The organism is Edaphobacter flagellatus, assembly GCF_025264665.1.
Taxonomy (GTDB): Bacteria; Acidobacteriota; Terriglobia; order Terriglobales; family Acidobacteriaceae; genus Edaphobacter; species Edaphobacter flagellatus.
In genome coordinates this window covers 2,925,316-2,951,282 of record NZ_CP073697.1, presented here as the reverse complement: position 1 = coordinate 2,951,282, position 25,967 = coordinate 2,925,316, and the positions used below count along the sequence as shown (strand labels likewise).

The window sequence follows — 25,967 nt, the reverse complement described above, 5'->3', positions numbered from 1 at the left end:
AAAACGGCGGAGAGCAATTGCTCTCCGCCGTCCCTCAAACCTTGAGGAAAGGGTTAGAAGTTGAATTTTCCAACCAGCTGAATCAGACGCGGTGAAGCATCGCCACCAAGGAACGATCCAAGGATCGAGGTCGGTGTACTCACTGTGCTCTGAATCAGACCCGTCGTGCCTGCGCCTGCTGCAGCGTCAAATGTCGGAAGCGCAAAGTTCGGGTGGTTGAAGAGGTTGAAAAACTGCGCTCCCACCTTGAGCTTCGCCTCGCGGAAAGGCACATTGAAGCTCTTAGTGATGGTCATGTCGGTATCCGTGTAAGCCGGTCCGACGAACGTATTCCGACGTTGCTGGCCAAACCCGCTTGCAGAAGCAAAGTGGATCAGGTTCTGCCCTGTTGAGTCGGTCGCACCAAAGGCGCATGGAGTTCCGTTCACACCTGCGTGGGATGCTCCACCACAGACATGCGAAAAGTTGTTGTCCAACTGATTGGCAAACAACGTTCCATTGTAACCGCTAGGAACTGTGTTGCCATCGGTTACTGAGAACGGAAGTCCGCTATTATGGAAAACCGTCCCGGCAACCTGCCAGCCACCAACCAGAATCTTCGGCCCGCGTGTCGCAGGAATATCCACGATGTACTGGCCCGAAATGTAGTGCTTGACGTTGTAATCCGCACTGCCATAATTGCGACTTACATTGTAGGGGTCCTGTTGACCGACGGGGTTTACTCCGAACGCATCGAAACCACCGTTGGAGACCAAGTCAAATGCGTGACTGTATTGATAATTGAGCCCCACTGTCAACCAACCGGAGCGACGATTTGCTGACAGCACGACACCGTTATAGTTCGACTGGTTGTTGCTGGTGTAGTACGTCACTGTTCCTAGCGACCCATTCGGACGCGCGCTCGGCAATCCTGAAAAGCCTGCAGCAAACGCATTCAAACCACCGTTTAGGACTGCTCCATGGTAGCCATGGTTGCCAACATAGGTAGCTGAAACTACCGTCTTCGAATCGATCTGGCGCTCCACTGCTAGACTCCACTCCTCAACCGTGGGCAGGTAGACCTTTGGCTGCGTGGACTGGAAAGCAGGACGTGTGAAGGTGCCACCAGTCGCCGCAAGGATCGTCTTATAGCTTCCACCTGATGCATACGCCGACTGGAAAGCTTTGGCTGACGTCGCAGCTGCAACTCCAGCACTCGCAGGATCCGAAGGACTTAGGGTGTATGGATTGCCATATGCCGCACCATAGATCGTGAACCGCGCCACACTGGGAGCGTTCGTATCGATATCGCTGGCGATCTGGGCTGGGAAGGCCTCCGTGAACATACCGAAGCCGCCACGGATCGTCGTCTTCGGGTTAGGCAGATACGCAAAACCAAAGCGAGGATTGACACCAACGTTCTGCTGTTTTAAGAAAGCGCGATAACGTCCACTCGCAAAGAGTTGGTTATACGGTGTTGAAGTCGAGGTCGGCAGCGCCGAGAACGCCGACGACAGTGTCGAGAAGCAGTTGGTATGGCAGATCGGATTGGAGTTGTGCTCCAGACGAATACCTGCCGTAAGTGTTAGGTTACTCAGAGGCTTCCACTGGTCCTGCAGATAAGCGCCCATCGCGTATACAGCCAATGGTTGCGTCTTCCGCTGCGGGAAACGCTGCGACCAAAGATCGGTGTAACCTGCAGCAAAATCGCCGTTGTCATAGATAAACGACTCACCTACCTGACGAATCGAGGGTGTATAGTCCGTCACCAGATCGCGGCGCAGAGAGTATCCCAGAGAGATCGCATGCTTGCCCTTCGTTATGGAGAGATTATCAATAACCTGATAACCCGTGACATTACGACCCTGCGGCCAGTCATAGTTTAAGCCTCCAACGTTGGTAGTACCCAACGTATTGGCGCCCCAACCCGTGCCTGCGGGCGCCAGAACAAACGGGACACTGGCTGACGCCTGGGTCTGATTGGTATTCGTAAAGATCGCACGATAGTAGCTACCCACCAGAACGAACTGATTACTGATAGTCGGCGAGATGCTGCGTGTCCAGTTAGCTTGTCCTTCATAGGAAGGCTGTGGGCTGTTGGCGTTGAAGAGCGGGCTAAGCAGGTTCGTGTTCGTAGGCTGAACACCCTTGTCCTGCTTGTAATGGACGAAAAGTTTGTCCTTGCTCGTGAGATTCAGATCTACACGTGCAGCAAGAATCCACTCCTGCGCGAAATTCGTACTCTGTCCATTGAACTGCACAAAACGAGGATCCTTGAGAGCGACGGAGTTCGATGCGCCAGGCGCATTGTTGTAGTAGCCGAAGATCGTCTTATACAACGAAGCTTGGCTGAGATTACCGTTTGCAGCCAGATTGCCATATTGCCCAAAGCATGGCATCGTCGCATTGCCAATGTCATTTACAGGATCCAAGCAAGTATCTGTCTGAGGCGTTGCCGAGAGAATAAAATTTTGCCATGCTGCGCTGGGAGCCACGATCGTTGCGCGAACTGGGATAATGACCCGTAGTCCTTCCGTATCGATAAACCAAAATGCTTTGTCACGCTTGATGGGGCCACCAATCGCTGCCGCCCACGCGTTGGCATTGCTGCGCGGCTTCTTGGTGCCGGTGTTGTTGTTGAACCAGTCGTTCGCATTCATAACGCTGCCGTTCCACTGGTACATCAGATTGCCATGAACCGCATTCGAACCTGAGCGTGAAATCTCGGCTACCTGAGCACCAGCAAGGCCACCGAAGCTTGCGTCAAAGGCTGGCGAAACCACTGTTACCGTTTCAATATTGTTGTTGCCCAACAGCAGGTTGGTCGCGCCAGAGTTGTTAGTATTCAAAAACGGATCGTTCTCATAACCGCCGTTCACTGTAAAGGTGTTCGACGTCGCAGGAAGACCAAAGCTCGAAAAATTGCCGTAGCCGCCCTGTGTGTTCATCGTCGAACCGGGGGCCGTCTGAGCCACAAAGGTTAAATCGTTGCCTGGATTAGGAAGGCTCTGCACCTGCTCGTACGAAAAGTTCGTCGTCAGCTGCGCATCTTCCGTATGCAACAACTGCGCATCTGCAGTCACTTCGACAGTCGTGGTCTGGCTGCCCAGGGTAAGCTTGACGTCAACCGCCGAGACCGTGCCTGCCGAAACCGTTATCTTCTGCTGCACCTTGGTAAAGTTTGGCGCTGTCACGTCAACTGTATATTTGCCTGGCGAAAGCAGTGACACACGATACTGGCCACCCGCATTCGTGGTCACCGTATTGACGGATCCCTTTTCAATACTGGTTACTGTAACTGTTGCTCCTGAAACCACAGCACCCGTTGCGTCCGTGACCGTTCCCGCAACATCTCCAGAGATGTTCGTCTGTGCCAGAGTAAGCCCTGAGACTGACAGCAGCACCAATAGCAATCCAAATATCTTTTTCATCAAAGCTCCCGTGCCCGCAGAATGAAGCGCCACAATGTGGTCAAGAAGTCCGCTTCGTCACTGATTAGCGGTTCACCTCGACTAATTGCATTTAACATGCCAAATACTGCAATTCGTCACATTTATAAAAAGGACATTTGTTACGTGTTAGTTACAACTTTTGGGGCAGCTGAGTTTCCAGGCGATCTATGGCTTTTTCTATTTTTTACGGAACTCCTTCTACCAAAAACCGTACCATCCCGTGTAACTCATTTCTATTCATATGCTTGGGTGGCTTTATACCCGTAATTCAAAAAATAGTTGCGCTCGTTTCCAAATTTTCTATCACAGCTATTTCTTACATCACCTTTATTGGAATCCGGTCTGGTCTTGGGCTCCTGAATTCAGATCTTCTACCTGACGCGAGCCTGCTATCCGAGACTCATCTAAGGAACCCGCCAGGCAGAAACGCTCTCCGCCTGAGCCTGCAAAACCCTCTATAATAGAGAAGTAAACTCATGGCAGACGATCAGAACCCTCAGCTCCCGCTCGGTCCTAACGCAGACAACCCAAATGGCTCAGACAGCACGGTTAAGGGCCCCGGCGCGGCATTCCTGCTCCCTATCAATATTGAAGACGAGATGCGACGGTCGTATCTCGACTACTCCATGTCCGTCATCATCGGTCGCGCCCTGCCCGACGTCCGCGACGGACTCAAGCCCGTGCATCGCCGCATCCTCTACGGCATGCAGGAGATGGGCCTCCAGTACAACAAGAAGTACACCAAGTCCGCCAAGGTCGTCGGCCACGTCATGGGCAACTATCACCCCCACGGCGACTCCGCTATCTACGACACCATGGTCCGCCTAGCGCAGGACTTCTCCCTCCGCTACACCCTCGTAGACGGCCAGGGCAACTTCGGCTCCATCGACGGCGACCCACCGGCCGCCATGCGTTACACCGAGTCGCGCCTCACCCGCATCGCCGGTGAGATGCTCGCCGACATCGACTCCGACACCGTCGACTTCACCCCCAACTACGACGAATCGACCCTCGAGCCCACCGTTCTCCCCGCACGCATTCCCAACCTCATCATTAATGGTGGTGGCGGAATCGCCGTCGGCATGGCGACCAACATCCCGCCGCACAACCTCACCGAGGTCATCAACGCCACCATCTCTTTGATTAACAAGGAGAAGTCCGACATCCGCCCCGACATCCAGCTCGTCCTCGAGCACGTAAAGGGTCCCGACTTCCCCACCGGCGGCTACCTCTACGGGCGCGCCGGCATCGCCCAGACCTACAACACCGGCCGCGGACGTTTCATCATGCGCGCCAAGGTCGGCACTGAGAACATCTCCGGCGGACGCCAGGCCATCGTCGTCACCGAGATCCCCTACCAGGTCAACAAGTCGAACCTCATCAAGCGCATCGCCGAGCTCGCCAACGAAAAGGTCATCGACGACATCTCCGACGTCCGCGACGAATCTGACCGCGACGGCATGCGCATCGTCATCGAGCTCAAGCGCGGCGCCGAATCCCAGATCGTCCTCAACCAGCTCTTCAAGCACACGCCGATGCAGGAGAGCTTCTCCATGATCTTCCTCGCCGTACACAACGGCCAGCCCAAGGTCCTCCCGCTCGACCACGCTATTCGCGCCTTCATCGAGCACCGCATCGAAGTCGTTCGCCGCCGCACCGCCTTCCTCCTCGGCAAGGCCCGCGATCGCGAACACATCCTGCTCGGCTACCAGATCGCGCTTGACCACCTCGACAACGTCATCAAGATCATTCGTCAGTCGAGCTCGCGCGCCGAAGCCCGCGAAAACCTCTTCAGCTACTTCTCCAATAAGCGCATCAACCTCCGCGGCACCGAACTGGCTGGCGTCAAACTCGACCCTTCCAAATATTCGGTCGACATGACCTTCTCGCAGACCGGCACACTCATCCTCAGCTACCGCCAGGTCGACGCTATCCTCGAGCTGCAGCTCTACCGCCTCACCCAGCTCTCCATCGACGAGCTCGTCAACGAGCTCAAGCAGGTCCGCGACAACATCGCCGAGCTCGAGTCCATCCTCGCCTCCGAGAAGAAGCTCCGCCGCGTCATCGTCAAGGAGCTCGAAGAAGTCCGCGACAAGTACGGCGACGCACGCCGCACCCAGATCATCGACGAAACCACCGAGATCCAGCTCGAAGACCTCATCGCCGACGAGCAGGTCGCCGTCACCATCTCCAACACCGGCTATCTCAAGCGCACGCCTATCTCCACCTACCGCCAGCAGCGTCGCGGAGGAACCGGCCGCCTCGGCATGAAGACCCGCGAAGAGGACTTCGTCGCCCAGCTCATCGTCGACTCCACCCACGCCTACCTGCTCTGCTTCACCAACACCGGCCGCGTCTACTGGCTCAAAATCTACGAGATCCCCGACGTCGGCGCCGCCGGCAAGGGCAAGGCCATGGCCTCGCTCATCGCCCTCCAGCCCGGCGAAAAAGTCGTCACCATCCTCGGCATCCGCGACCTCACCGAAGAAGGCAAGTACATCTTCTTCGCCACCCGCAACGGCACCGTTAAGAAGACCCCGCTGCCCGACTTCTCCAACGTCATGGCTCGCGGCATCATCGCCATCAACATCGACAAAGACGACGAGCTCATCGCCGCCCGCGTCACCGGCGGAGACGACGTCGTCCTCCTCGCCACCCGCGAGGGCATGGCCGTCCGCTTCTCCGAGTTCTACGACGCAAACTCCGACAAGCCCGGCGGACTCCGCCCCATGGGCCGCAACGCCGCCGGCAACAAGGGCATCACCCTCAAGAAGGACGACTACGTCATCGGCGCCGCCGTCACTCCCTCCGCCGAGTACCGCGACAAGCGCCGCGACGAGCTCGCCGCCGAAAAGAACCTCACCAAAGAGCTCGCCAAAGTCCGCGCCGAAATCGCCTCCACCTCCGACGCCCTCCAGAAGGCCCGCGAAGCCGCCAACGGCGAGGAGACCGACAAGGTCAAGGCCGCCCGCACCAAGCGCGACGACGCCTACGAGAGCCGCGACCAGCTCGACGAAAAACTCGGCCTCAGCCCCTGCCTCATCCTCTCCGTCTCCGAGAACGGATTCGGCAAGCGCACCAACGTCGAGGAGTACCGCCTCACCAACCGCGGCGGCTCCGGCGTCATCAACATGAAGACCACGCCCAAGATCGGCAAGGTCTCCAGCATCAACCTCGTCGACGAGACCAGCGAGCTGATGGTCATCAGCCAGTTCGGCAAGATCATCCGCATCGACACCAAGTCCATCCGCGCCGCAGGCCGCTCCACCTCAGGAGTCAAACTCCTCGACCTCGACACCGACGACAAGGTAGCCGCCGCCGTAGTCATCCCACCCGAGGAAGCAAAGGCTGAACCAGAGCCTACGCTGCTGCAATAAAAAATTGAAAATAGTCGGGAAACCGAGCTAAGTCGCTGATATTGTGTTGCTATTCCCGCCCGCCCCTAATGCGGTGCGTCAAAGCGACGGTACGCATGAGCAAGATCAGTGCTGCAGAGTTGGACATCGCCCTAAAACTTCTTCGAGAAAATACAAGTATCTCGGTTGTTTCTAAATATCTGAGGTATAACGATCTGGCTAGCTCCGCCGGATCGTGGGAAGCTTTAATAAACAATCGCATACGACCTGCTCTTAAAGCTGGGCACCTGGATCGTAATGACATCGTAAAGTTGTTAAGAAACGTCGAGGAACATGGTCAACAGCACATACTCCTTTACAAGCTTCCCCAACATGTCGCGCAGCAACTAATGAACGAGGAGCGTGTGAAGGCAGCACTGAATAAGTATGACCTTGTCGCCCTCTTTGAAAATCCGAAGATTGTAGATCTACCAAACGGCCAGATTTTGGTTGATGTCCGAATTTACAAAGGGAATCGGCAACGCGAACTTGTCATCAAAAGTGTGGATGGAAGGGTTTATCGTCGCCTTCTGAGTCGGAAAACCGAGGGCAACTATGAAACGCTCGTTTACGAAAATTATCGGCAGCGGGCAGTGAACATCATGCGAGTGCTGGAGGATGGGTCTGTAGAGGTTCGCATTCAAAGTCATAGAAGGGTTATCGACTATGCGCAAGAAGCGGACACATTGATAGAAATGTGCATTCCTCTTGTTCAAAAACTTCAACTTCAGTCAGTACCCGTCTTGACTGCAAAAATGTATTTCGCAAAAAAACCCTCTGAACTTCGTGGGAGAGTTCGATTCGGCAACGGAAAATTCATGAATCGAAAAGGTGGCGGAATGACCATTTCTACGGGACATGAACAGCAAGACCTTTACGACGACGAGGGTGCCGTAGAAGGAACAGCAGCATATATGAAGCGGAATGATGGTTATTGCGAGGAAGCTTCAATTTATTGGAAACCAAAGGTTGAGAACTCACTTCCTTCGACTGAGCTACATACCTTCTTCGCAGGAGCGGTAAATGAATTCGCGCTGACAGGCCAATGTGACGCCGCGGATTATGAATATGTTTTGGAGCAAATCAAAAAAGCGAATCGAAAGCATTGATCCTAAGCTAGCGACAAGGGTCATCAATATCTTTCGAAAAGCAGCCAAGGACGACTATTACACGTTCTCGCTGCTATTAGATCGAGTGCGCCCTGTATCAGCGGAACGACTAGCGATTGTTCTCTCCGAACTCGTAAAGCAAAAAACGATCGATCGAGTGGTGCGAGTGAATTCTCGACGAGGTGGTGGTATTGGCGACTATGACTCAATTGCCAATGTTCCTTTAGAAGTTTATGACCGCCGTTCTGATGACACCTTCGAAGTAACTCCTTCGGATATACAGATACTCTTTGCGCCCCATACTGAAGATCAACGATGGGAGCACACCCCTGCAGAACATTGAGCAATCTCTTCGAGAGCGCATTGCCGCTATTCGGTCCGAAGTTGCCCGAAGAGCACTAACGGGGGCTGCTGAATTTGAATTTGTGCGCGAAAAGCTTTCGAAATTACCTATAGACCTTCGAGAGCCTTGCGAATACCTTTATTTTCAAGCTCATTCGATTGGAATTGCGCGAGTCGAGGGAAAATATTCTGTGGCAAATCGAGAACATTCACGTGAACTTAGATATTTTTGGGTGTCATTTGGACTGCTAATCCTGATCATCGTTTTAAGCTTGATCGTCCCTAGTCCTACACCATGGCAAATGAATGTTCTGCGTACGATTATTGCTCTCGCCTCTGCTGGCTTTGTAGCATTTCTTCCAGGAATGCTAACGGTTCAAGGAGCGATTAAAGAGAATAGCTTTCTCAACAAGACGAGCGTCAAAGCCAGCGGAGCGTTTGCAGTATTTTTGCTTGTTTACTATTACGTTCCCACGATACTGCGCAATTGAATGCAGCGAGAAGTTTAATGGGTTGCCACATCCAGACGCCAAATCCATTCACATACCCTCTTCGGCAGGAGCCTCACCACCCTCCCCAAATTCCGCATCAAACAAACAATGATGCTGAATAGGCTTCACAAGTCCTTACTCATCGCCCCTCTCCTCCTCACCACCATCCTTCCCGCCAGCGCTCAGTACCGCAACGACCGCTGGAACAACGGCGTCCGTCAGGGAGGCCGCGGCGGCAACTACTATAACGACCGCGACCGCCACTACAACGACGACCGCTATCGCCAGAATCAGGGCGGCATCGGCCCCGGCAAAGGTGCCCTCATCGGCGGAGCAGGCGGAGCCGTCCTCGGTGCCGTCTTCGGCGGCGGACTCAAGGGAACCATCATCGGCGGAGCCGCAGGCGCTGGCATCGGCGCAGTTGTCGGAGGCGTTGCCCAGAGCAAGCGCGACAACAACCGCTATAACCGCCCCTATCGCCGCTAATCAAAACCTTCCCCAGAAAGGGACCTCGAAATCGCCATGACCATGCAACCGAATCGGAAGCTCATCGCCCCCCGCCTCACAGCCCTGGCCCTCGCCGCAGCAGCTCTGATCGCCATCGGCTGCGACACCGCTCCCAAACCCGCGCCGGAAGCCGCAAAACCGGCACCCGCCACCGCGGCCACCTCACCCGTCTCCATCACCCCGGCCCCCGGCGAGGCGCCGGAGAAGCACCCCTGGACCACGCAGCAGATCCTCACCTGCACCGTCTCCCAGTGCTGGCAGCTCGCCGGAAAGAGCGAGGATACCTTCTTCGACATCGTTCAAGACCTCGCCGTCATCTCCGCCAAAAACCGCAACCTCACCCTGCCTGAAGACGAAGCCGCTGGCAGGAAGGCAGGTGAGATCATCAAGGCCAAGACTAAAGCCGACCACGACCAGCTCCTCTTCGCCGTCGTCGACCAGGCCGTCCGGCAGGTCGGCACCGAGGCTCCCGAAGCCGCGAAATAGCGCCGGAATTCTGTCAAGCCCCCCGTTTTCGCAAGTCACACATAACAGGAGACATCGACGTCGAAAAAGTTGCCGATGAGTTTCTCTCCACTCGCTATACTTAAAACAAGCTCAAGGACAGGTCCCCGGACCTGCACTTGAGCTCACCCATAACTCCAATCGATTCAATATTTTTAGGCTTAACTGCCGTAGAATCAGTATTTTACCCTGTGCAAATCGCATAAACTAAACAAAACAAGCGATTTAGCCAAACACAGGAGGGGGGAGGGGGTCCGCCTACCGCCCTGCCCTCGCCGCCTGCAGATCCTGATCCATCATTCCCGCCAGATCGCGAGCCAGATCCGCGCCCTTCGGATCGGTGTACGTTCCAAGCTGCCCTTTTAGCTCCGCATCTTCCTTCTTCCACTCATCCTTGCAAGGCGTTCCAGTCATATACGAAGCCGTATAACCGATCGTTCTTTTTCCCAGCGTCTGCTCCTGAATCACAACATGCAGCGAGCGATCCGCATTCGCCGCCGAATCCACCAGATCGACGCCGCTCAACCCGCGCAGCGCCGTCCGAATCTCAGCCAGCCGCAAACCCTGCGGATCGTCACCCGCAACCATCACCCACAAACGAACGCGCCCCGGCTGCGCTGGAGTCGACGCACCGCACGTCAAAAGATGCTTTCGCGGATCGCCCGCGACTCCGCTCTTCGCCGCATTCACCAGCGCGTCGAGCTGCGCCTTCGACAGCTTGTTCAAACCCACCATCGAAAAGCTGCCCTGAGAAACCCCCAAATACTGCTGGACATCCGGCGTCCACGCCGAAGCCGTCGAGCTGGTCTTCGACGCCGATTTCGAGGATTTATGCGCTGTCGTCTGCGCCAGCAGCAGCTGCCCTGCAAAAATTCCACACAATACAACGGAGCAAAAAACGCTGCGGTTCTTCATCAACCTTCACACTCCTAAAGCTTCAATCTCGAGGCAGCAAACAAGAAAGAACAGCAACAGCTCAAGGCTTAAATCCAACCGACTCCCAAAGCGGAGCAGGATCATAGATTGCACCAGCCGATATCGTTTTGACGATCCTGCGCGTATTGTGGATGTCCGCGAGCGGATCAGCATCGAGCAGGACCAAATCTGCCCGCTTCCCCTTTTCAATCGTCCCAACTGTCTTTTCCAGTCCCATCACGCGCGCCGGAACGCTCGACGCGGCCTCCAGCGCTTCCATCGGAGTAAAACCCGCCTGAACATACAGCTCCAGCTCACGATGCAGCGAATACCCAGGAATCGTCTGATCCGTCCCCGCAACAAACGTCAGCCCGTCCTTGTGCAGCTCATGAATCGTCGCCATCATCGCGTCAAGAGTCGCTTTGGCCTTCACCGCCTGATCCCCGGAAACTCCCGGCGAACTGAGCGCTTCAACTAGCTGCGGAGCCACCTTCAGCACACCCGGTTCCAACGTCGCATACGGTACTGAAGCCGGATGAAAGAAATCCTCGTAAAGCGCAACCGTATCGTCGAAGACCGTATTGTGCTGCTTGAAGAGCGCGATCTGACGCTTCGCATCCGCCGTCGAAAAGTCCGCCGGAGGAACCGGCTTCCCGCGCTCCATATGCAGCAGATCGCGCGTCGGATACTGAATGTGGTTGATCTGATCGTATCCCGCCATCACCGCCTGCTCGATCGTCATGCCTTCGGGAACGTGTCCGGTAACGGTCATACCAAGTTTGTGGGCCTCAGCAGTGATCACAAGAACCAGCTGCGGCGTGAGGCTTGAGTAGATCTTGATCTGTAGCGCTCCTGCAGCCTTGTACTTACGAACGATCTCGACGGCCTGCTCCGGAGTGTCAGCGATTACAGCGCCCAGAGAGATTGGGCCGCTGCCATCGACAATGCCTGCGATCAGAATCTCCGGTCCGATGCCCTGCCCGGCCGCGACCGTGTCGCGCACCGTTGTGATGAAGTCGAACTCGTTACCGCAGTCGCGCGCCGTCGTCACGCCGGCAGCCAGATAGATCGGGCCCCACTCCACCTGTTCGTAGTGAGCGTGCATGTCCCACAACCCTGGTATGAGGAACTTGCCGGTGCCCTCAATCACAGTTGCTTCAGCCGGAATCACTAGCTTTGCAACGGTGGAGATATTTGTGATTTTTCCATCCTCGATGAAGACCGTGGCATCCTTCATCGGCTCTTTGCCGGTGCCGTCGATCAGGGTGACGTTTTGAATGACGAGATATCTGGCGACGGGCTGCTTTGATTTCGCAGTCAGCTTTGCCAGCGCGGCAAGGTTTTCTTTCGCTGCACTTTGAATGAAGGTTGCGAGCGCAGGCTCATACTCCTCGCGAACCGCTTCGAAGTGGTCAAACTCAGCGTCGGTGGAGATAAGCGCAGCGAGGTTCTGATGCTCGTCCATCCACAGCGTCTCACTCCCCCAGATCAGACCTGCAATGACATAACTGTCGAGCTTCGTCTCCTTCCCTGCAATGGTCACCGCGAGCGTGCCTGCAGGAGTAATTGTGACGCTGCCCGCAGGTGGCGTAGAAATTGACGTAGGACGGTTGTGAGTCAGCCAGAAGCGTACGAGCATCTGCTGCATGGCCACAGGCGAATAGCCATCGACGAGAAAACTTCCTGTTGGCGCAGGCAGCTCTTCTGTTTTGCCGGAGCGCGTCAGCATGATGCGCTGCTGCTGCGGATGATATTCCATCACGTCGTTCAAGGCGGACATACGCGAAGACTGGCCTTCGAGTTTGAGCGACAAGGGCTCCAACGTACTGCTTGCAGTAAAGACTGTCTTTAGAGGGACCTTTGTGCCGCGGTCCGTAAACAGGAAGTCCGACTTGAGCGTAAGTATGTTGTCCTTGCTCTCAATCGAATAGGTCTCTTCTCCGTTAGTGCGGGCGAACTTGTGGAGAATGAACTTGCCGTGCTCTGTCACGCTTTGCGCTGAAAGCGCGGCAGATGCAGCTACCAGGAGAAAACTGAGGGCACCACTTCGCTTCATAGTTGACATTGAGTATGCCAGCGAAAGACCTCGATTGGCACCGCCATTCTTTATCAAAAGATATATAGCTCAAGGATTACTCGCCCCAGCTCCATTCGCTACAATGACTGCTATCAGTTTGAAGCACCTTCCCCCGGCCCCAGTGCCGGGTTGATTGCTTATGGCATCGACTACATTGGCTCGTCCCATTCGTGCGCTTCGCGAGTATGCGACTGCTCTGGAGGCAGCAATCATCGTCTGTCTTGGAGACTCGAAGCCCAGGCATGTGCATCGACTACGCACCATGATCCGACGCATCGAAGGGCAACTTGCTCTGCTCGATCTGATCCCCAACGCCCCGAAAAATGGCCGGCTAAGCAGTGAGATTAAACGGCTCATCAAAAAACTTCGTAGAGCTGCGGGCGAGGTTCGCGATCGGGATGTGCAGCTCGCCCTGGTAGCTCAGACACTGTCATCCCGACCTTCGCGCGCTTTGCAGCAGGATGCAGCCACGCTGCATACGATCATTGAGACGGAGCGTACGGATGCAGCGTACAAGTTGCGTAAACTTCTTCGCCGGGATGGTGCCGCAACCGCCGAGGCGTTGGAAGCCCTGGTGGAGATGCTGGATTCGGCGAGCTCGCTTAGCCTCGGATCCGAACAACTCATCACGCTTGTAGATAGCTGGTTCGAGAAGAATGCTCCGGAGGGCAGCCTCGAGAATGTTGAGCACCTGCACACTGTACGCAAGATGGCGAAGCTGGCGCGCTACATGGCAGAGAATGCTCCGCGCGCCGCAAGAATGGCACGCAAACAGGCTGCGTCGTTCGAAGCACTGCAGGAGTCCGGAGGACGCTGGCACGACTGGCTCATTCTGGCCGAGATTGCACACAACAGGCTGAGAAAAAACTCCCCACTGGCAAAATCGTTCGATGACCGTTGCCGCGTAGCTCTTGCCGCATACAGGCGCCGATTAAGCACTGCCGTTGCGGCTTAGCTCTCCTCCACACTCTTGCGAACATCTCCAGTACGAATTTTGCGGGTCGCAGCTGCACGCTTTTCGCGCGCCTTGCGCCGGGCGCGGACGCCCCATCGCTTAACCCGGTGCAGCATACTTTTGGCCCAGCGGTAATCGCGCGCCAGGATCAGCAGGCCGGCCAGCAGGAGAGGAACGCCCGGAATGACGGGGAGAATGCAACCAGCAATGCCTGCCAGCAGCAACGCCCATCCGCTTGCCTTGCGAATCCAGCCGCTCCGGTCTGTGTCTGGCGCATTCATAGCGTTTAGACGCATCTTCAGTGTTTGGGAGCGTTGAAAATAATGAATCGCTTACCGTTAATCGAAGAGTACATACAGAACCCTCTTCGTTACTTACCCTGTGCTGCGGTGCAGCCTAGAGTAGAAGATGCTCTGGTGTTCCCGCGCCTCTTGAAATTCTGATGCGCCTGAATACTTTCATCTCTGCCCCCCTGGCTCTTGCGCTGTTGTCTTCCGGACAGACGCTGCTGGCCGCATCGCACACGGTGCATCGCACCGCTGCGCATCATGCTGCTGCTCTGTCTGAGGTCAAGCACCACAAGGGCAAGAAGTCTGCACCCGGTGCTGCGTCGACGAAACACGGCAAGCGCAAGGGGAAGCGGCATCAGGTCGCGGACGACGTTCCACCGCCAACGATCGAGCGCGTTCACGGTTCGTCTCGCACAAACAGATCGAAGGCCGCTCCGATGTTGCAGTCTGCACGTGCGAATGAGCACAGCAAAGGTCGCAAAGCGACTTCGGATGATTTTCTGAGGGCTGCTGGTGCGCGTGACACAAGCACGCACGCACCTATCAATACGGCGGAAAATGTAGAGAGTACAAAGTCAGAAGTGATGAAGAGCGCTGCAGCTTCAATGAAGCCGCAGCTGGACAGCGTGGAGCAGGAAGCGACGACTCCGGTGATTCTGCCCGCTCTGTACAACAAGCACGGACGCCTGATTGTTCCTCCACCGCTGCGTGGCTCGCATGAGATTCTTGTGCGGCAGAATGTTGTTGCAGACCGCGATGGGCTGGAGCGCGTACAGGACGACGACGATCTGATGCGGATGCGGAACCAGCGGCTGTTGGTTCCAATTCCCGTTAGCAATGCGCTTGACGTCGACGATCGGCTTCCGGCGAATCGGCGTTATACGCGACCGTGGACGGCACAATTTCTGGCAACCCTGGCGCGGGCACACTATGCGCGCTTCCACACCTCCCTGCAGGTCAATTCCGCCGTGCGTACGGTCGAGTTCCAGCAGCGGCTGCTGCGCACCAATGGCAATGCTGCTCCTGCAGAAGGCGAGACAGCCTCGCCGCATCTGACGGGACAGGCAATCGACCTGGCCAAGCATGGGCTCTCGATGACTGAGATCGCGTGGCTGCGTGGCTACCTGCTGCCGCTTTCGCAGCAGGGTCGGATCGATGTCGAAGAAGAGTTCCAGCAGGCTTGCTTCCACATCAGCGTCTATAAGAAGTATCTGCCTGCGGCACCGAAGCGTGAGATCGCAGAGCGTTCTAACAGGACTGCGGTTCTGGCTGCTGCAATCCACTAAACGCCAGCCGGATTTACGCTAGGCAACACGCTCGCGGGCGCCGGTGCGCCAGCTGCGGAAAGCAGCATCGAGCGCAGCCATGTTGCGCACCGCATCCTCACCGGTTGCGGCGAAAGCGGAACCGGTGCGTAGAGCATCGGCGAAACTCTCAAGCATGCGCGTGTAGCCGTCGCTGTTGTCCAGCGTAACTGCTTCGACGACCTCACCGGCACGGCGCAGGATGACCTCAACCGGCCGATCGACAGTGAAGCCGTTCTCGGCGACAAGCACACCATTGCTACCGGTAATCGAGATGGAAGTGCGGTACGGAGCGCGTGCGTCGACGGTGACATTGGCGAGCACTTCGCCGGTCATCTCCATCTGCAGCGAAGCGATGGCTTCGACATTGTCCTGAGAATGGCCTTTGACGGCAAGCGTGCTGACGCTCAATGGATCTTCCCCAAGTACGTAGCGTAAAGCGTCGATGCAGTGCACACCGACGTCGGCGATGGGGCCGCCGGCAGCAAGCGTGGGGTCCATGATCCACTTCCGCGGAGCTCGATCGGCGGGGTAGCAAAATTCAGACTGAGCCAGCTGCGGTTTTCCGATCTTGCCGGCGTGAATCTGCTCGCGCATCCAGTCCAAGCTGCGGTTGTAACGGAAGTTCTGTGCAACACCGTAGAGGACACCTGCGCCCTTCGCTGCGTCCGCCATCTCGCGCGCTTCAGCAGCACTCATCGAGACGGGCTTCTCGCACAGCACAGCTTTGCCATTGCGAATGGCGAGCAGGGTGTCAGGGTGATGCATGGCGTCGGGCGATGTGATGAAGACGACATCGACTTCAGGTGAGCTGCAAAGCTCCTCGGGCGTGCTGAAGCAGTGGGGGATATTGTATTCGGCACAGTTCTTCTGCGCAGTGCTCTGGTCGCGCCGCCACATGCCGGTCAGTTGTACGCGTGAGGTTCGTGCGAATGCGGGCAGCAGACGTCTTACGGCGTGATTGCCAAAACCGAGGATCGCAAAGCGCACAGGCGCATTCATGCACGTCTCTCCTGAAACAATTCGATCGATGCGGTTCTATGCCAGTCGCACTGTAACTCGACGGCGTTTAGCGGCAGATTTAGTGAGCTTCGTTCTTGAAGATCTGCTCGGCAAAGAAGTTCTCCACCTTCGCTTGATCGCGCAGCATCTCGAGATATGCACTCTTCAACAGCTGCGAACGACCATCGCGAAGCTGCTGCCGGATGGCCTGCTGCACGCGCGGATCGCTCAGCTCACGCTGTCCGGCCGGCTCACGCGAGATGAGCTTGTAGATCGCATAGCCCATAGGCTTCTTGGACTGCTCATCGAGCAGGGGAAGAATCTCCGTGACCTGGCCCGGTTTGAGCTTCACGATCGCGTTGAAGATTGCGGGATCGGCCTTCATCTGCGACTCAGAAACAAAACCGATATCGCCGCCGCTCGATGCCGTTTCAGGGCGCTCGGAGAAGTTCATCGCCAATGCACCGAAGTCCTCTCCCGAGTCGAGGCGGTTCTTCAGAGCCTGAATCTTCTTCTGCGCCTCAGCCGGGTTAGTAGCCTTCGAGTTCTGCAGGTTACCGGGCTGGGCCGAAGGAATCGCCGTCACCTGGATCTGTGCCAGGTGGTACTGGTTCTCGATCAGGTTGAACTCCGACTTGTGTGCGTTGTAGTAATTGGCGACGTCCGCATCGGTCACGGTGATCTTCGAATCGATCTCCTTCGAGATCAGCTTGTTGAAGGTCAACGAGCGGCGAATATCGTGCTTAACATCGTCCAGTGTGTGATTGCTCGCCTTCAGCTTTTCGTTGAACTGCTCGTCGCTATATGGCGCCTTCATCTCGGCGATCTTCGCATCGACCTCTTCATTGGTCGCCGTCAGGTTCATCTTCGTAGCGCGCTGCTCGACAATCTCCTCGTCGATCAACTGACGCAGCACATTCAGCCGCAGCGAGTCGGCCTGCACGGCGGTGGGCTGCTGTTGCTGCTGCGCATCACCAAGCTGTGCCTGATAGGCCTTATCCATCTCGGCTTTCATGATGGCCTTGCCGTTTACCGTGGCCATCACGTCGGCGTTATGCCCGTGGTTGCAACCTGCCAGTGCGGCTGCCACCAATAGCGTCGCAGCAGGGCGAGAGGCGCGGCCAAACCGGCGCACCATCATCGAACCATTTCTCGCGATTAACACATTCCTCACTCGAAGCTCTCCTCGATCTACCTGGACTTGTCTGTTACTGGCTGCCAGCACGGTTGGCCGGTTGGGTTGATACACCAGCCGCCGGCGTAGCCTGCTGCGCCGGAACCGCCGGAGCAACCGGCGGCGGAGGCGTCTGGCCCGCCGCGATAAGCGCACTGTCGATCATACGGTACACATACTCAATTGGGAGCGCGCCTTCCAGCTTTTCTCCATTGATATAGAGCGCCGGAGTTGCCTCAACCCCCAGTTCGGCCCCTTCCCTGATAGACGCCTTGACCGCCGTATCGTCCTGCTTTTCGATGCACTGATTTAATGCCGTCGCGTCGACCTTCTGCCTTGTGCCCTCTTCCCGGGTCAGCTTATCCAACGTCTCGTTGGCCTTGGCCAGCGTCTTTTCGGTACCGCCCATCTCGCCGGCATGGGCGTGGATGTAGTCTACGAGGTTCCAGTAGCCCGGAACGCTTTGCGCTGCCAGGCAGTTGGCGTCGATGGCCCCACGCTGAGCCCACGGATGGATCTCATTGAGCGGGAAGTCGCGGTAGACGATGCGAACCTGGTCCTTGTAACGCTCCTGCAACGCGGGAAAGAGTTGGGCGTGCATCTTGGCACAGTACGGGCACTCCAGATCGTCGAAGCCAACGATCACCACCGGAGCATTCGCCGGACCACCGCGTCCTGGGCGTCCTGCGTCGCTCACCAGCGTCTTGGGGTCTTTGCTGATATCGAACTTCGAGAACTGCGCCAGTGTCTTGCCATCCTTTGACAACAGAAACGTCATCGGCTTCGACGTCTTGCCCTCGGCCGAGAATAGGACAGTGATCTCATCGAAGTTCGGGACGTCGCTAGGCGTACGCGGTCCCACGACAATGTCGTAGCTCGGCGGTAGGTTCGTCTTCGACCGGATGAGGATCTCGACCCGTCGCGCAAGCTCAGGAGAGAGCTTGTCTCCGGCAGGAGGCTGGGCGTGGCAGCCGGCCGTGGCCAGCATCAGGGCAAACAGGAAGGGGCGGGACAGTCGGACAGCATTCAACACAGTACTCCATTATCTCACGCTGTCCGCGCCAGAATGGGTTCCCACACCCCTAGAAGAGCCTTTCGGCCCGACGCAAATTACCTGCACTGCCGATATTGGCCAGGGTGAAATTAAAGCGATAGGCGTTCTCATTACGCGCCGAGCCCAGCTCATATTTGCGGTACTCCACGCTCAGACCGCAGCAGTTCCAGTTGTACTGCGTCTGCAAAGCTCCATACTGAATCTGCCCGCTGTTCAGGTCGAGCCCCGCATTTGCCGCGACGCCCAGGCCGCGCCGCGCAGGACCGCCGTACCCCAACAGAACCCTCAACTGGGTGAAGTCCGAGACGGCAGAGGAGAAGCCCGCCGTATTGAAACGACCCGGTGCATTCAGCCGGGCGTAGCTCAAGCCGGAGAAGATATTGCCCTCGCGGAAGTTCACCAGCACATTGTTGGACGTGAACTTCTTCGCGCCCGTATCCACATCGAAGTCCCACCCGACCTCAAAGTGCTGCGAGGTCTTCCAGCGCAGACGTGAGATGAGCGGCGAGATGGCTCTCGGCTCTGTCAGAAAGGCGATACCGGAGAATGCAAGCGTGGTGTCGAAGATATTTCGCCTGCCCGTAACGATGGCGTTGCCGAAGCGCTGATCGATAAAGTATTTCTGGGACAAGCGCCAGCTGATCAGCTCCCGGCTGCCACAGACCTCAGGCTCGGCAGTATAGCCTGCATCGGACGCTGCATTGTCAGAGACGCCGCCCATCATTCCCGGCGCCGCAGCCCCTGTCCATGCCGCACTGCCGTTAGCGTTGGTATCGACCGGAGTCTCGCAGGGCTTATCTTCGGGCTGCCGCAAAAACAGCCTCTGCGTAAGTCCGTACTGCACCTCGTTTGTGTTGCTGACAACGTCGGTATCGTCGAAACGCAGAATCTGCTTGAAGTTATCTATGCCGGTCACATACCGATACGTCGCCGCAGGCTCGATGGTGTGCTTTAGGTCGGCGCCGAAGAGCTTGTGTACGAACGGCGAGGAGAAGGTCCTCTCCAGCACCGGAGCCCGGCCTTCCACCTCAAACTCGACGTCGGCACGGTTGACGGCCTCGGAGCTTTCGACCGGCGGGGAAGCATTGGAAGCGATACGGCTGCGGCTGTAGATCGTTTCGCGCACAGCCACGGCCGGGCGCAGGAACCAACCCCGTCCTCCGAGCGGATATAAGAGCTGGGGGCGCAGGTCGAAGCGGTTGGTGAGGCCGGTGGTCGAAAAATTGGGCTGAACGCGCTTCAAACCAGTCACCGAGGAATCCACGCTCCACAGAAGACCTGTCTGGCCTAACCTGTGTTCCGTAGTAAACAGATCAATCGCGGGAGAGTGAAAGATGCGAATCTGCTGCTCGGAGACCGTGGGCGTGCCGGCGCGCTTCAGCCCCTGGTAGCGGTCGGAGCGAACGTCCCACACATAGCCGTTCGATTGATGCGTCGCATAAGCGATGGAGAGGATGTCACTCGAAACCGCCTGGTTGAAGTTTTCGGTGAAGGCCTCGCGGTAGGGATACGAGCTCAGGTACTCCAGGTCGGCGACCAAGCGTGTTTTGGAGTTCAGATCGTAGCGTCCGGAGAAGACCACATCTTCACCGCCCTGGTTGATGAGCTGTCCGCCGCTCGTGAATCCGCGGTCGAGCAGGCCGCTGTAATGGGCAAGCGCAAAGTTGTGCCCCAGACCGCGATAGCGATAGGTGCCGGATTGCGACCAGCCGCGCTTGGAGAAATACTCCACACCTACTGTCATATCGGAACTACGGCTCAAAACGACATAGATCTGCTCGCCTAAGACCAGCCCTTTGGTCGAAGACTGGCCAACAACGGGAATCATGAAACCGCTCTGCCGCTGATCGCCGCCGACCGGATGCGTGACATAAGGCAGATAGATGAGCGGAATGTTGAGTACGCGGAAAATACTGTTATGGGCCGTCGCTTTATCACTGCCTACGCTGAACTTACTGGCAAACAACTGCCAGTCGGGATGCGGTAGCTCGCAAGACGTTACCGAGCCGTCATAGACGTCGTACTCCTGCGGCCCGGTCTTCACGACGACCTTGCCCTCGAACAGGAATGGCTGGCCGTTGTCGTAGATGGGCCTGTGCCCTGGCCTGAGGCCGACGGATCCCTTCACGTCGAAGAAGCGCCCGGTCTGCGTCTTCAGATTCATCGAGCCGTGGCTTGCAGAGATCATCTCATCGTTCTGGCCACCGGTGATCTTCAGGTGGCCATTTGCGTTGAGCTCTCCGGTCTCGGAGTCGTAGTCGATGTGGTCGGCCTCGACCCGGCGGTCCTTATAGGTGATCACGACGTCGCGGTCGAGTGTGTAGTGGCTGCCTGTCTTCGTCTGCGGGCCGGAGCTCTCAATCACCACGGTCGAGCCATCATCGGCAGGAGGCACGATCAACGCTTCGGGATAACGTTGAGTTTCCTTTATGGCCGTCGCCCCGGGTTCGTCAGGGAGCGTTTGCGATGTCGCTATGGCAGGTGCCTGATTAGATAACTCCTGCGCAATCGACTGTGGATGATTTGCAAGCAGCAGCATGATAGTTATCAGGAAGTAAACTATGTGCAGGGTGCGCCAGCAGTCGCCTTTGCCAAAGGTGGGTTTGAAGCCGAGGCCTGATATACAACCGGCAAACTGGCCACACCGCTCCCGGGCCCCTGCATCGTAACGTGTAGAACTTGGCACCACTCTTTGAGGCTAACAAGAATTGACCCGTAGCGGGTTCGAGGTTTTCACAGGCACCATGAGCGCAGAGCGAAAATTACAGCAGGCGACGACCACACCCGATTCTTCAGACCAGTTGCCTCTGGAGCCTTTTGCTCTGAAGCAGCAGGTGGCCGAGCGTCTTGCGGCGCACCGCAGCCGCAAAGTGCGGCCGGTCGGCACTGCTGTCGAGCAACCTGCCCCGGCTACCCCGGCACGTGAGCGGGCGTCGCGCATCGCTGCTGCCGTCGCCGAACGCTATGCGCACTCCAAGAGCTACCGCTCTTTTCTGGCCGAAGAGGCCGAGCGGGCAATCCAACAGGCCGAGGCCGCAGCCGAGGTAGCTGCCCTGAACGCACAGGCCGTCGCGCAGGCCCAATACGAGCTGCTGGAGACGCTCGACCAGTACGCCGCGGAGCCGCAACCGGCCCCCATGCTCGTTCCGGCTCCGCCTGCGCCAAAGGCCGAGACGCCTGAGCTGCATGCTGCTCCTGAGCCGAAGTTTGATGCATCCTCACTCACCGTACGTCTAGGCAACGATATTCGCCTGCCCGACAGCGAGGCCGCTCTCCGTGCCCTGAGAACAGCGCACGAGGAACTCGATGCTGAGACGATCGACCCTGAAGAAGCGCTTTCGCTGGATGAGGAAATCGCCTTCCGCCAGGCGCCGATCTTTGAAGTTCTCGAGCCTACGGTCGAAATTCCGGCGAACCTGATCGAGTTTCCGCGCCAGCTTGTTGCGGCGCGCAAAGCCCGTCCAAGGCTGGCTGAGGGACCGCTGCGCGAGGAGGATGACGCACAGCACGATACGACGCAGCTTCGCATCTTCGAAGTGGAGCCCGAGCAGCTCTCTCCGGCTCCTGCGGTCGACGCCGTTGCGCCGGAATGGACATCGATCCTTCTGGACGCGCAACCTCGCGGAGAGGCTGTCGCCCATACAGAGACAGACGAGTATGCGGGCTACGCACGGCAGGCCCGTGTTACATCGGCTGCGCAGCAGCAAGAAGCGCAGCGGCATTATGCTGCGTCCTTTCAGGTCGCTCCTATGAATCTGCGCATTATGGCGGCGGCTGTCGACGGATGCGCGATTGTGGCGGCATTCCTTGTCTTTATTGCCGCGCTCGTGTTGACGGCATCACAGTTCGCCCCGAATGGGCTGCACATAAACCTGCAGACGGCAGCGTTGAGCTCCGTTGGTGCCCTGGTTGTACTTGGCTTTGCCTATCAGTACCTGTTCTTTACCTTCTCTGATGCCACTCCGGGCATGCGCTATGCGCGGATCGGGCTGTGCACGTTCTCGGATGAGAACCCGACACGCGCCGCGATGCGCCGCCGCGCCTTTGCTCTTGTGCTTTCAGCAGCACCGCTGGGCCTGGGCCTGATCTGGACGCTATTTGACAGCGACGGACTGGGCTGGCACGACCATATCTCTCGGATGTATCAGCGTAGCTACTAAATCCGCTTTCGAGGGTTGAGCTGCTTGAGATATTTCCGCGCATAGTCCCCAAAGCACTTGTGATCTAGCCTCCTTCTCCGACGCACAGAGCCGCAGGCGCCGCGTTGCAGAAGCTGCCAGCCTGATCAGGTCACCGTCGGCCGGATTACCGGACACGGAGCCTTCTCTACGATCCGAATCAGACGGCAAGTATAAGAAAGCGGCTATGCCTCATTTGGCATAGCCGCTTTCATTCTTACAGCTAGAACTTCGCCTAGAAGGTAGTCGATACCGTCAGGCGGAAGGTCTTTCTCGGCTCGCGCAGGATGTAGTCGGCTCCATAGAGCTGAATGGCCTGCAGGTAGGTGAACTGGCCTGCCCCGGAGTCCGGGAAGAAGCTGCGGAACGTAGCACCATCCGTAGCCAGCTGCTGCGGCACCGTCTTGTAGAGGCGCAGTGGGTTGTAGGCGTAGAAGATACGGAACGGTGCGTTGACGATCGGCAGGATGACCTGCAACTCAGCTCCGTTCGACATGCGGGGCACATAGTTGGTGCCAGGCACGACCTTGAGCGGGTTGGGAAAGGAAATCTGCTTGCCGCCATAGCAGGCGCCGTTGATAAAGGTAGGGCATCCGTAAAGCGGGCTGGAGATCTCCTGCTGGCCGGAGACGCTCTGGCGAAGCTGATCCGGATAAACGTCAAAGGTCATATTGAAGTCGGTAAAGAAGGCAAACGTAACCTGGTTGACGATGGGAATACGGTATTCGATGTTCCCGGTAAAGCTGGTGTCGCCACCGATCGAGACCATGCGATAAAGCGGCAGGGGAATCTGCACATTGCCGAGCGACGGGTTGGATGGATCGCGCGGAACCGTGGTGCCATCGGGATTCGTGAGGTTGAAGAGCACACGATTGGGAATGAAGGTGTACGGCGAAGACGAGCGAACGTCGAAACCGCGCACATCCATCTCGCCGCCGGAGTAGATACGGTTGGTTGGCGGAGCTACCTCGCCGGCGAAGCCGGTGATGTGCGAGAGCTGAGCACGATACGCGAGTACGTTGTGTCCTTCGCGGTTAATCTTTAGACCCTTGATGGGATAAAACTGGCGATAGGTAATGATCGGCTGAACATACTTGACGTTGCCACCGACGCCAGCGATCTGAACAGCAAGATTGACGTCACGTCCGGAGTGCGGCCCCACAGCGCGATCGATGCTCGAGAAGCTGAAGCTTGGCGTGATTGTCGAAGTAATGATGCCGTTCAGTTGGTTCTGGCCCTGAACGCCAGCACGGAACGCGAGAGTCTGGAAGACGTTGCGCGTATTGTCGTTGAACGTCGTGACCGACGAGCGCGACAGTGCGTAGGAGACACCGACGCGGGTGACGCCCTTGTTAGCCCAGAGATGCCGCAGCGGCGAGCTGAGCGAGAGCGTCATGCCGGTGGAAGACTGGTTGTAATTCGTCAGCAGCGACTGCTGTGCCGTGGTCAGGTTCTCGCTCTGCCCCTTGGTGATGGCATAGCTCTTGGCCGGATTGAAGTCGTATTTGCTGGTGAAGACCTGCAGGCCAAGCGAGATGGGCTTGTTGCGGAAGTAAGGTTCGGTGAAACCGAAGCTCAGGTTGCGCGACAGGTCGCCGATGTTGGCCTGTACGGAAAGCGTCTCGCCAAGACCGAGGAAGTTGTTGGTCTCGTAGTTGAGACCGATAAAGGTTCCCTGCAGACCGCTGATACCACCGTTAAGACCGATGGAGTTCTTGCCCTTCTCCTTGACCTTCAGCAGCAGGTCCACGGTTCCGTCGTCGGCGTTCTGCCGGCTCTCAGAATCCTGCTCAGCCTTGAGGGGCTCGAAGTAGTTCAGCTGGTTGATGCGCATGATGGACAGATCCCACAACTGCGAGTTGTATATCTGGCCTTCGTCGAGCAGCAGCTCGCGACGGATAACCTTGTCACGGGTGATGGTGTTGCCCTGGAATTCAATGCGCGACACGTAGAAGGGCTTGCCTTCGTCGATGTCGATATCGAGATAGATCAGCTTTTTGGCCTCGTCGATACGCGGGACCGGCGTTCCAACAAAGTTGATGTAGCCATACTGGCCATAGGCTTTGCGCAGAGCCTCCAGGCCTTTGCCGAAGAGAGTGGCATTGAAGAACTCGCCGTCCTTCTGCGCGAACTGGGCGCGCAAGGCCTTGGCATTGGTGAGGTTCTTGTTGCCGGTAAAGGTGATGCCGCCCAGACGGTAGCGGGAGCCTTCTTCAACGGGCATCAGAATGTCGACGCGCTTACCTTTGGACGGGCGCAGCGTGAGCGGATTAAGGCCGCCTGCATCGCGGACGTGAGTCTCGGCGGGGCCTGTGAGCGCCTTGAAGTAGCCGCGATCACGATACGCCATACGGACGCGCTCGGTGTCCTCGTCAAGCTTGGTAGCGTCGTAGGTACGGGGGAAGAGACTCTCAAGAATGATCGAATGCGGAATGCCGATTGGTTTGAGGTTCTTCATCGACGCACGCAGGGCGCGGTCGGAAACACTGACATTGCCGTCAAACTGAATCTTGCCCACCTTCACGGTCGGGCCTTCCTTCACGTTGAAGGTCAGCGCGACGGCCGCCGGCGGAATGGTCTTAACCTCGGTGCGGATCGTGGCGAACTGATGGCCGTGGGCAGCGAGCATCTCCTTCAGAACGACTTCGGCACGCTTCACTTTGGTTGGATCGTACTGGCTCTCGACCGAAAGACCGACCTTTGCCTTCTTCAGGCCATCCATAATGTCGGACTGGGAGATGGCGTTGACGCCCTTGTAGTTGATTTCGCGGATGGTGGGTTTCTCGCGGACATAGACGACGAGCTGAACGCACTTGGCGCCGTCGACGCGCTCGATGCGGACGTCATCAAAGTAGCCGGTGTTCCACAACGAGTTGAAGTCCCGCTCGACAACCTGCGGATCGTACAGATCGCCCTGGTGTGAGAACAGGCGAGCGAGGACAGACTCCTTGGGGATTCTGCGGTTACCGACAACCTGCGGCTGGCAGAGTGTCTGCGGATTGCCTGTGTTGGCCGAGGCATCCTGCGCCCGGAGCGACGGAACCATCGCAAGGGCGAATGCGAGAAACGACACGGAATAAACGATGCGGAAGCAGCTGGAGCATGCGCGCACAGGCCTTGTCTTGCTCTTCAGGGAGCTTCCGCTCTCTCGATTTACGGTAAAGATACGCACACCCTCACTGCTAGAAAAATCAGACCCCGCCGGTTCCTGAAGGGGAGTCTTGATTATATGGGAGCGT

18 protein-coding genes are annotated in these 25,967 nt (G+C 57.2%); 9 read left to right on the top strand and 9 right to left on the bottom strand.

Annotated elements, in window-relative coordinates; all coding sequences use genetic code 11:
* Positions 1 to 53 precede the first annotated feature (53 nt).
* Positions 54 to 3,410 carry a carboxypeptidase regulatory-like domain-containing protein gene (locus KFE13_RS12365; RefSeq protein ID WP_260703426.1) on the bottom strand — a complete coding sequence of 1,119 codons (3,357 nt, stop codon included), beginning with the start codon at positions 3,408 to 3,410 and terminating at the stop codon, positions 54 to 56.
* Positions 3,411 to 3,907: 497 nt separating this feature from the next.
* Here KFE13_RS12365 and gyrA point away from each other — a divergent pair, with 497 nt between their 5' ends.
* The 6 genes from gyrA (at position 3,908) to KFE13_RS12335 (ending at position 9,761) form a co-directional block, all read left to right on the top strand.
* The gene (gene gyrA, locus KFE13_RS12360; RefSeq protein WP_260703425.1) at positions 3,908 to 6,808 is read left to right on the top strand and encodes a DNA gyrase subunit A; all 2,901 of its coding nucleotides are present in this window, start codon (positions 3,908 to 3,910) and stop codon (positions 6,806 to 6,808) included.
* A 95-nt stretch (positions 6,809 to 6,903) separates the two neighbouring features.
* On the top strand, positions 6,904 to 7,935 hold the full coding sequence (locus KFE13_RS12355; protein WP_260703424.1) for a hypothetical protein: 1,032 nt from the start codon (positions 6,904 to 6,906) through the stop codon (positions 7,933 to 7,935).
* Positions 7,889 to 8,278, top strand: coding sequence for a hypothetical protein (locus KFE13_RS12350; protein ID WP_260703423.1), 390 nt, complete (start codon positions 7,889 to 7,891; stop codon positions 8,276 to 8,278). The genes KFE13_RS12355 and KFE13_RS12350 overlap by 47 nt, the downstream gene beginning before the upstream one ends.
* The gene (locus KFE13_RS12345) at positions 8,226 to 8,768 is read left to right on the top strand and encodes a hypothetical protein (RefSeq protein ID WP_260703422.1); all 543 of its coding nucleotides are present in this window, start codon (positions 8,226 to 8,228) and stop codon (positions 8,766 to 8,768) included. Before KFE13_RS12350 ends, KFE13_RS12345 begins: the two co-directional genes overlap by 53 nt.
* Positions 8,769 to 8,876: 108 nt before the next feature.
* A complete protein-coding gene (locus KFE13_RS12340; RefSeq protein ID WP_260703421.1) occupies positions 8,877 to 9,254 on the top strand; it encodes a hypothetical protein in 378 nt (125 codons plus the stop codon).
* Between the two features lie 36 nt (positions 9,255 to 9,290).
* Entirely contained in the window at positions 9,291 to 9,761 is a 471-nt protein-coding gene (locus tag KFE13_RS12335) for a hypothetical protein (RefSeq protein ID WP_260703420.1), read from the top strand.
* Between the two features lie 276 nt (positions 9,762 to 10,037).
* Here KFE13_RS12335 and KFE13_RS12330 read toward each other — a convergent pair whose 3' ends face one another.
* Entirely contained in the window at positions 10,038 to 10,694 is a 657-nt protein-coding gene (locus tag KFE13_RS12330) for a hypothetical protein (protein WP_260703419.1), read from the bottom strand.
* 61 nt (positions 10,695 to 10,755) lie between these two features.
* Positions 10,756 to 12,750, bottom strand: coding sequence for an amidohydrolase family protein (locus tag KFE13_RS12325; RefSeq protein ID WP_260703418.1), 1,995 nt, complete (start codon positions 12,748 to 12,750; stop codon positions 10,756 to 10,758).
* Between the two features lie 160 nt (positions 12,751 to 12,910).
* On the opposite strand from KFE13_RS12325, the gene KFE13_RS12320 reads away from it, so the two are divergent.
* Complete coding sequence (locus KFE13_RS12320) at positions 12,911 to 13,726, top strand: CHAD domain-containing protein (RefSeq protein WP_260703417.1); 816 nt, start codon at positions 12,911 to 12,913, stop codon at positions 13,724 to 13,726.
* Here the strand turns inward: KFE13_RS12320 and KFE13_RS12315 are convergent.
* Entirely contained in the window at positions 13,723 to 14,007 is a 285-nt protein-coding gene (locus tag KFE13_RS12315; protein ID WP_260703416.1) for a PGPGW domain-containing protein, read from the bottom strand. The genes KFE13_RS12320 and KFE13_RS12315 overlap by 4 nt on opposite strands.
* A gap of 161 nt (positions 14,008 to 14,168) precedes the next feature.
* On the opposite strand from KFE13_RS12315, the gene KFE13_RS12310 reads away from it, so the two are divergent.
* Positions 14,169 to 15,302, top strand: a complete 1,134-nt coding sequence (locus tag KFE13_RS12310) for a DUF5715 family protein (protein ID WP_260703415.1) — start codon at positions 14,169 to 14,171, stop codon at positions 15,300 to 15,302.
* A gap of 18 nt (positions 15,303 to 15,320) precedes the next feature.
* Here the strand turns inward: KFE13_RS12310 and KFE13_RS12305 are convergent, their stop codons facing one another.
* The 4 genes from KFE13_RS12305 to KFE13_RS12290 form a co-directional block, all read right to left on the bottom strand.
* The gene (locus tag KFE13_RS12305) at positions 15,321 to 16,322 is read right to left on the bottom strand and encodes a Gfo/Idh/MocA family protein (RefSeq protein WP_260703414.1); all 1,002 of its coding nucleotides are present in this window, start codon (positions 16,320 to 16,322) and stop codon (positions 15,321 to 15,323) included.
* A 79-nt stretch (positions 16,323 to 16,401) separates the two neighbouring features.
* Entirely contained in the window at positions 16,402 to 17,496 is a 1,095-nt protein-coding gene (locus KFE13_RS12300) for a SurA N-terminal domain-containing protein (RefSeq protein WP_260703413.1), read from the bottom strand.
* 34 nt (positions 17,497 to 17,530) lie between these two features.
* Positions 17,531 to 18,529, bottom strand: a complete 999-nt coding sequence (locus KFE13_RS12295; protein ID WP_390891562.1) for a DsbA family protein — start codon at positions 18,527 to 18,529, stop codon at positions 17,531 to 17,533.
* A gap of 49 nt (positions 18,530 to 18,578) precedes the next feature.
* Positions 18,579 to 21,089 (bottom strand): LPS-assembly protein LptD, encoded by a 2,511-nt coding sequence (locus KFE13_RS12290; protein ID WP_260703411.1) that lies wholly within the window; start codon positions 21,087 to 21,089, stop codon positions 18,579 to 18,581.
* 205 nt (positions 21,090 to 21,294) lie between these two features.
* Between KFE13_RS12290 and KFE13_RS12285 the strand changes: the two genes are divergently transcribed.
* Positions 21,295 to 22,710 carry an RDD family protein gene (locus KFE13_RS12285; protein ID WP_260703410.1) on the top strand — a complete coding sequence of 472 codons (1,416 nt, stop codon included), beginning with the start codon at positions 21,295 to 21,297 and terminating at the stop codon, positions 22,708 to 22,710.
* Between the two features lie 253 nt (positions 22,711 to 22,963).
* Here the strand turns inward: KFE13_RS12285 and bamA are convergent, their stop codons facing one another.
* The gene (bamA, locus tag KFE13_RS12280) at positions 22,964 to 25,774 is read right to left on the bottom strand and encodes an outer membrane protein assembly factor BamA (RefSeq protein WP_390891620.1); all 2,811 of its coding nucleotides are present in this window, start codon (positions 25,772 to 25,774) and stop codon (positions 22,964 to 22,966) included.
* Between the last annotated feature and the right edge of the window lie 193 nt (positions 25,775 to 25,967).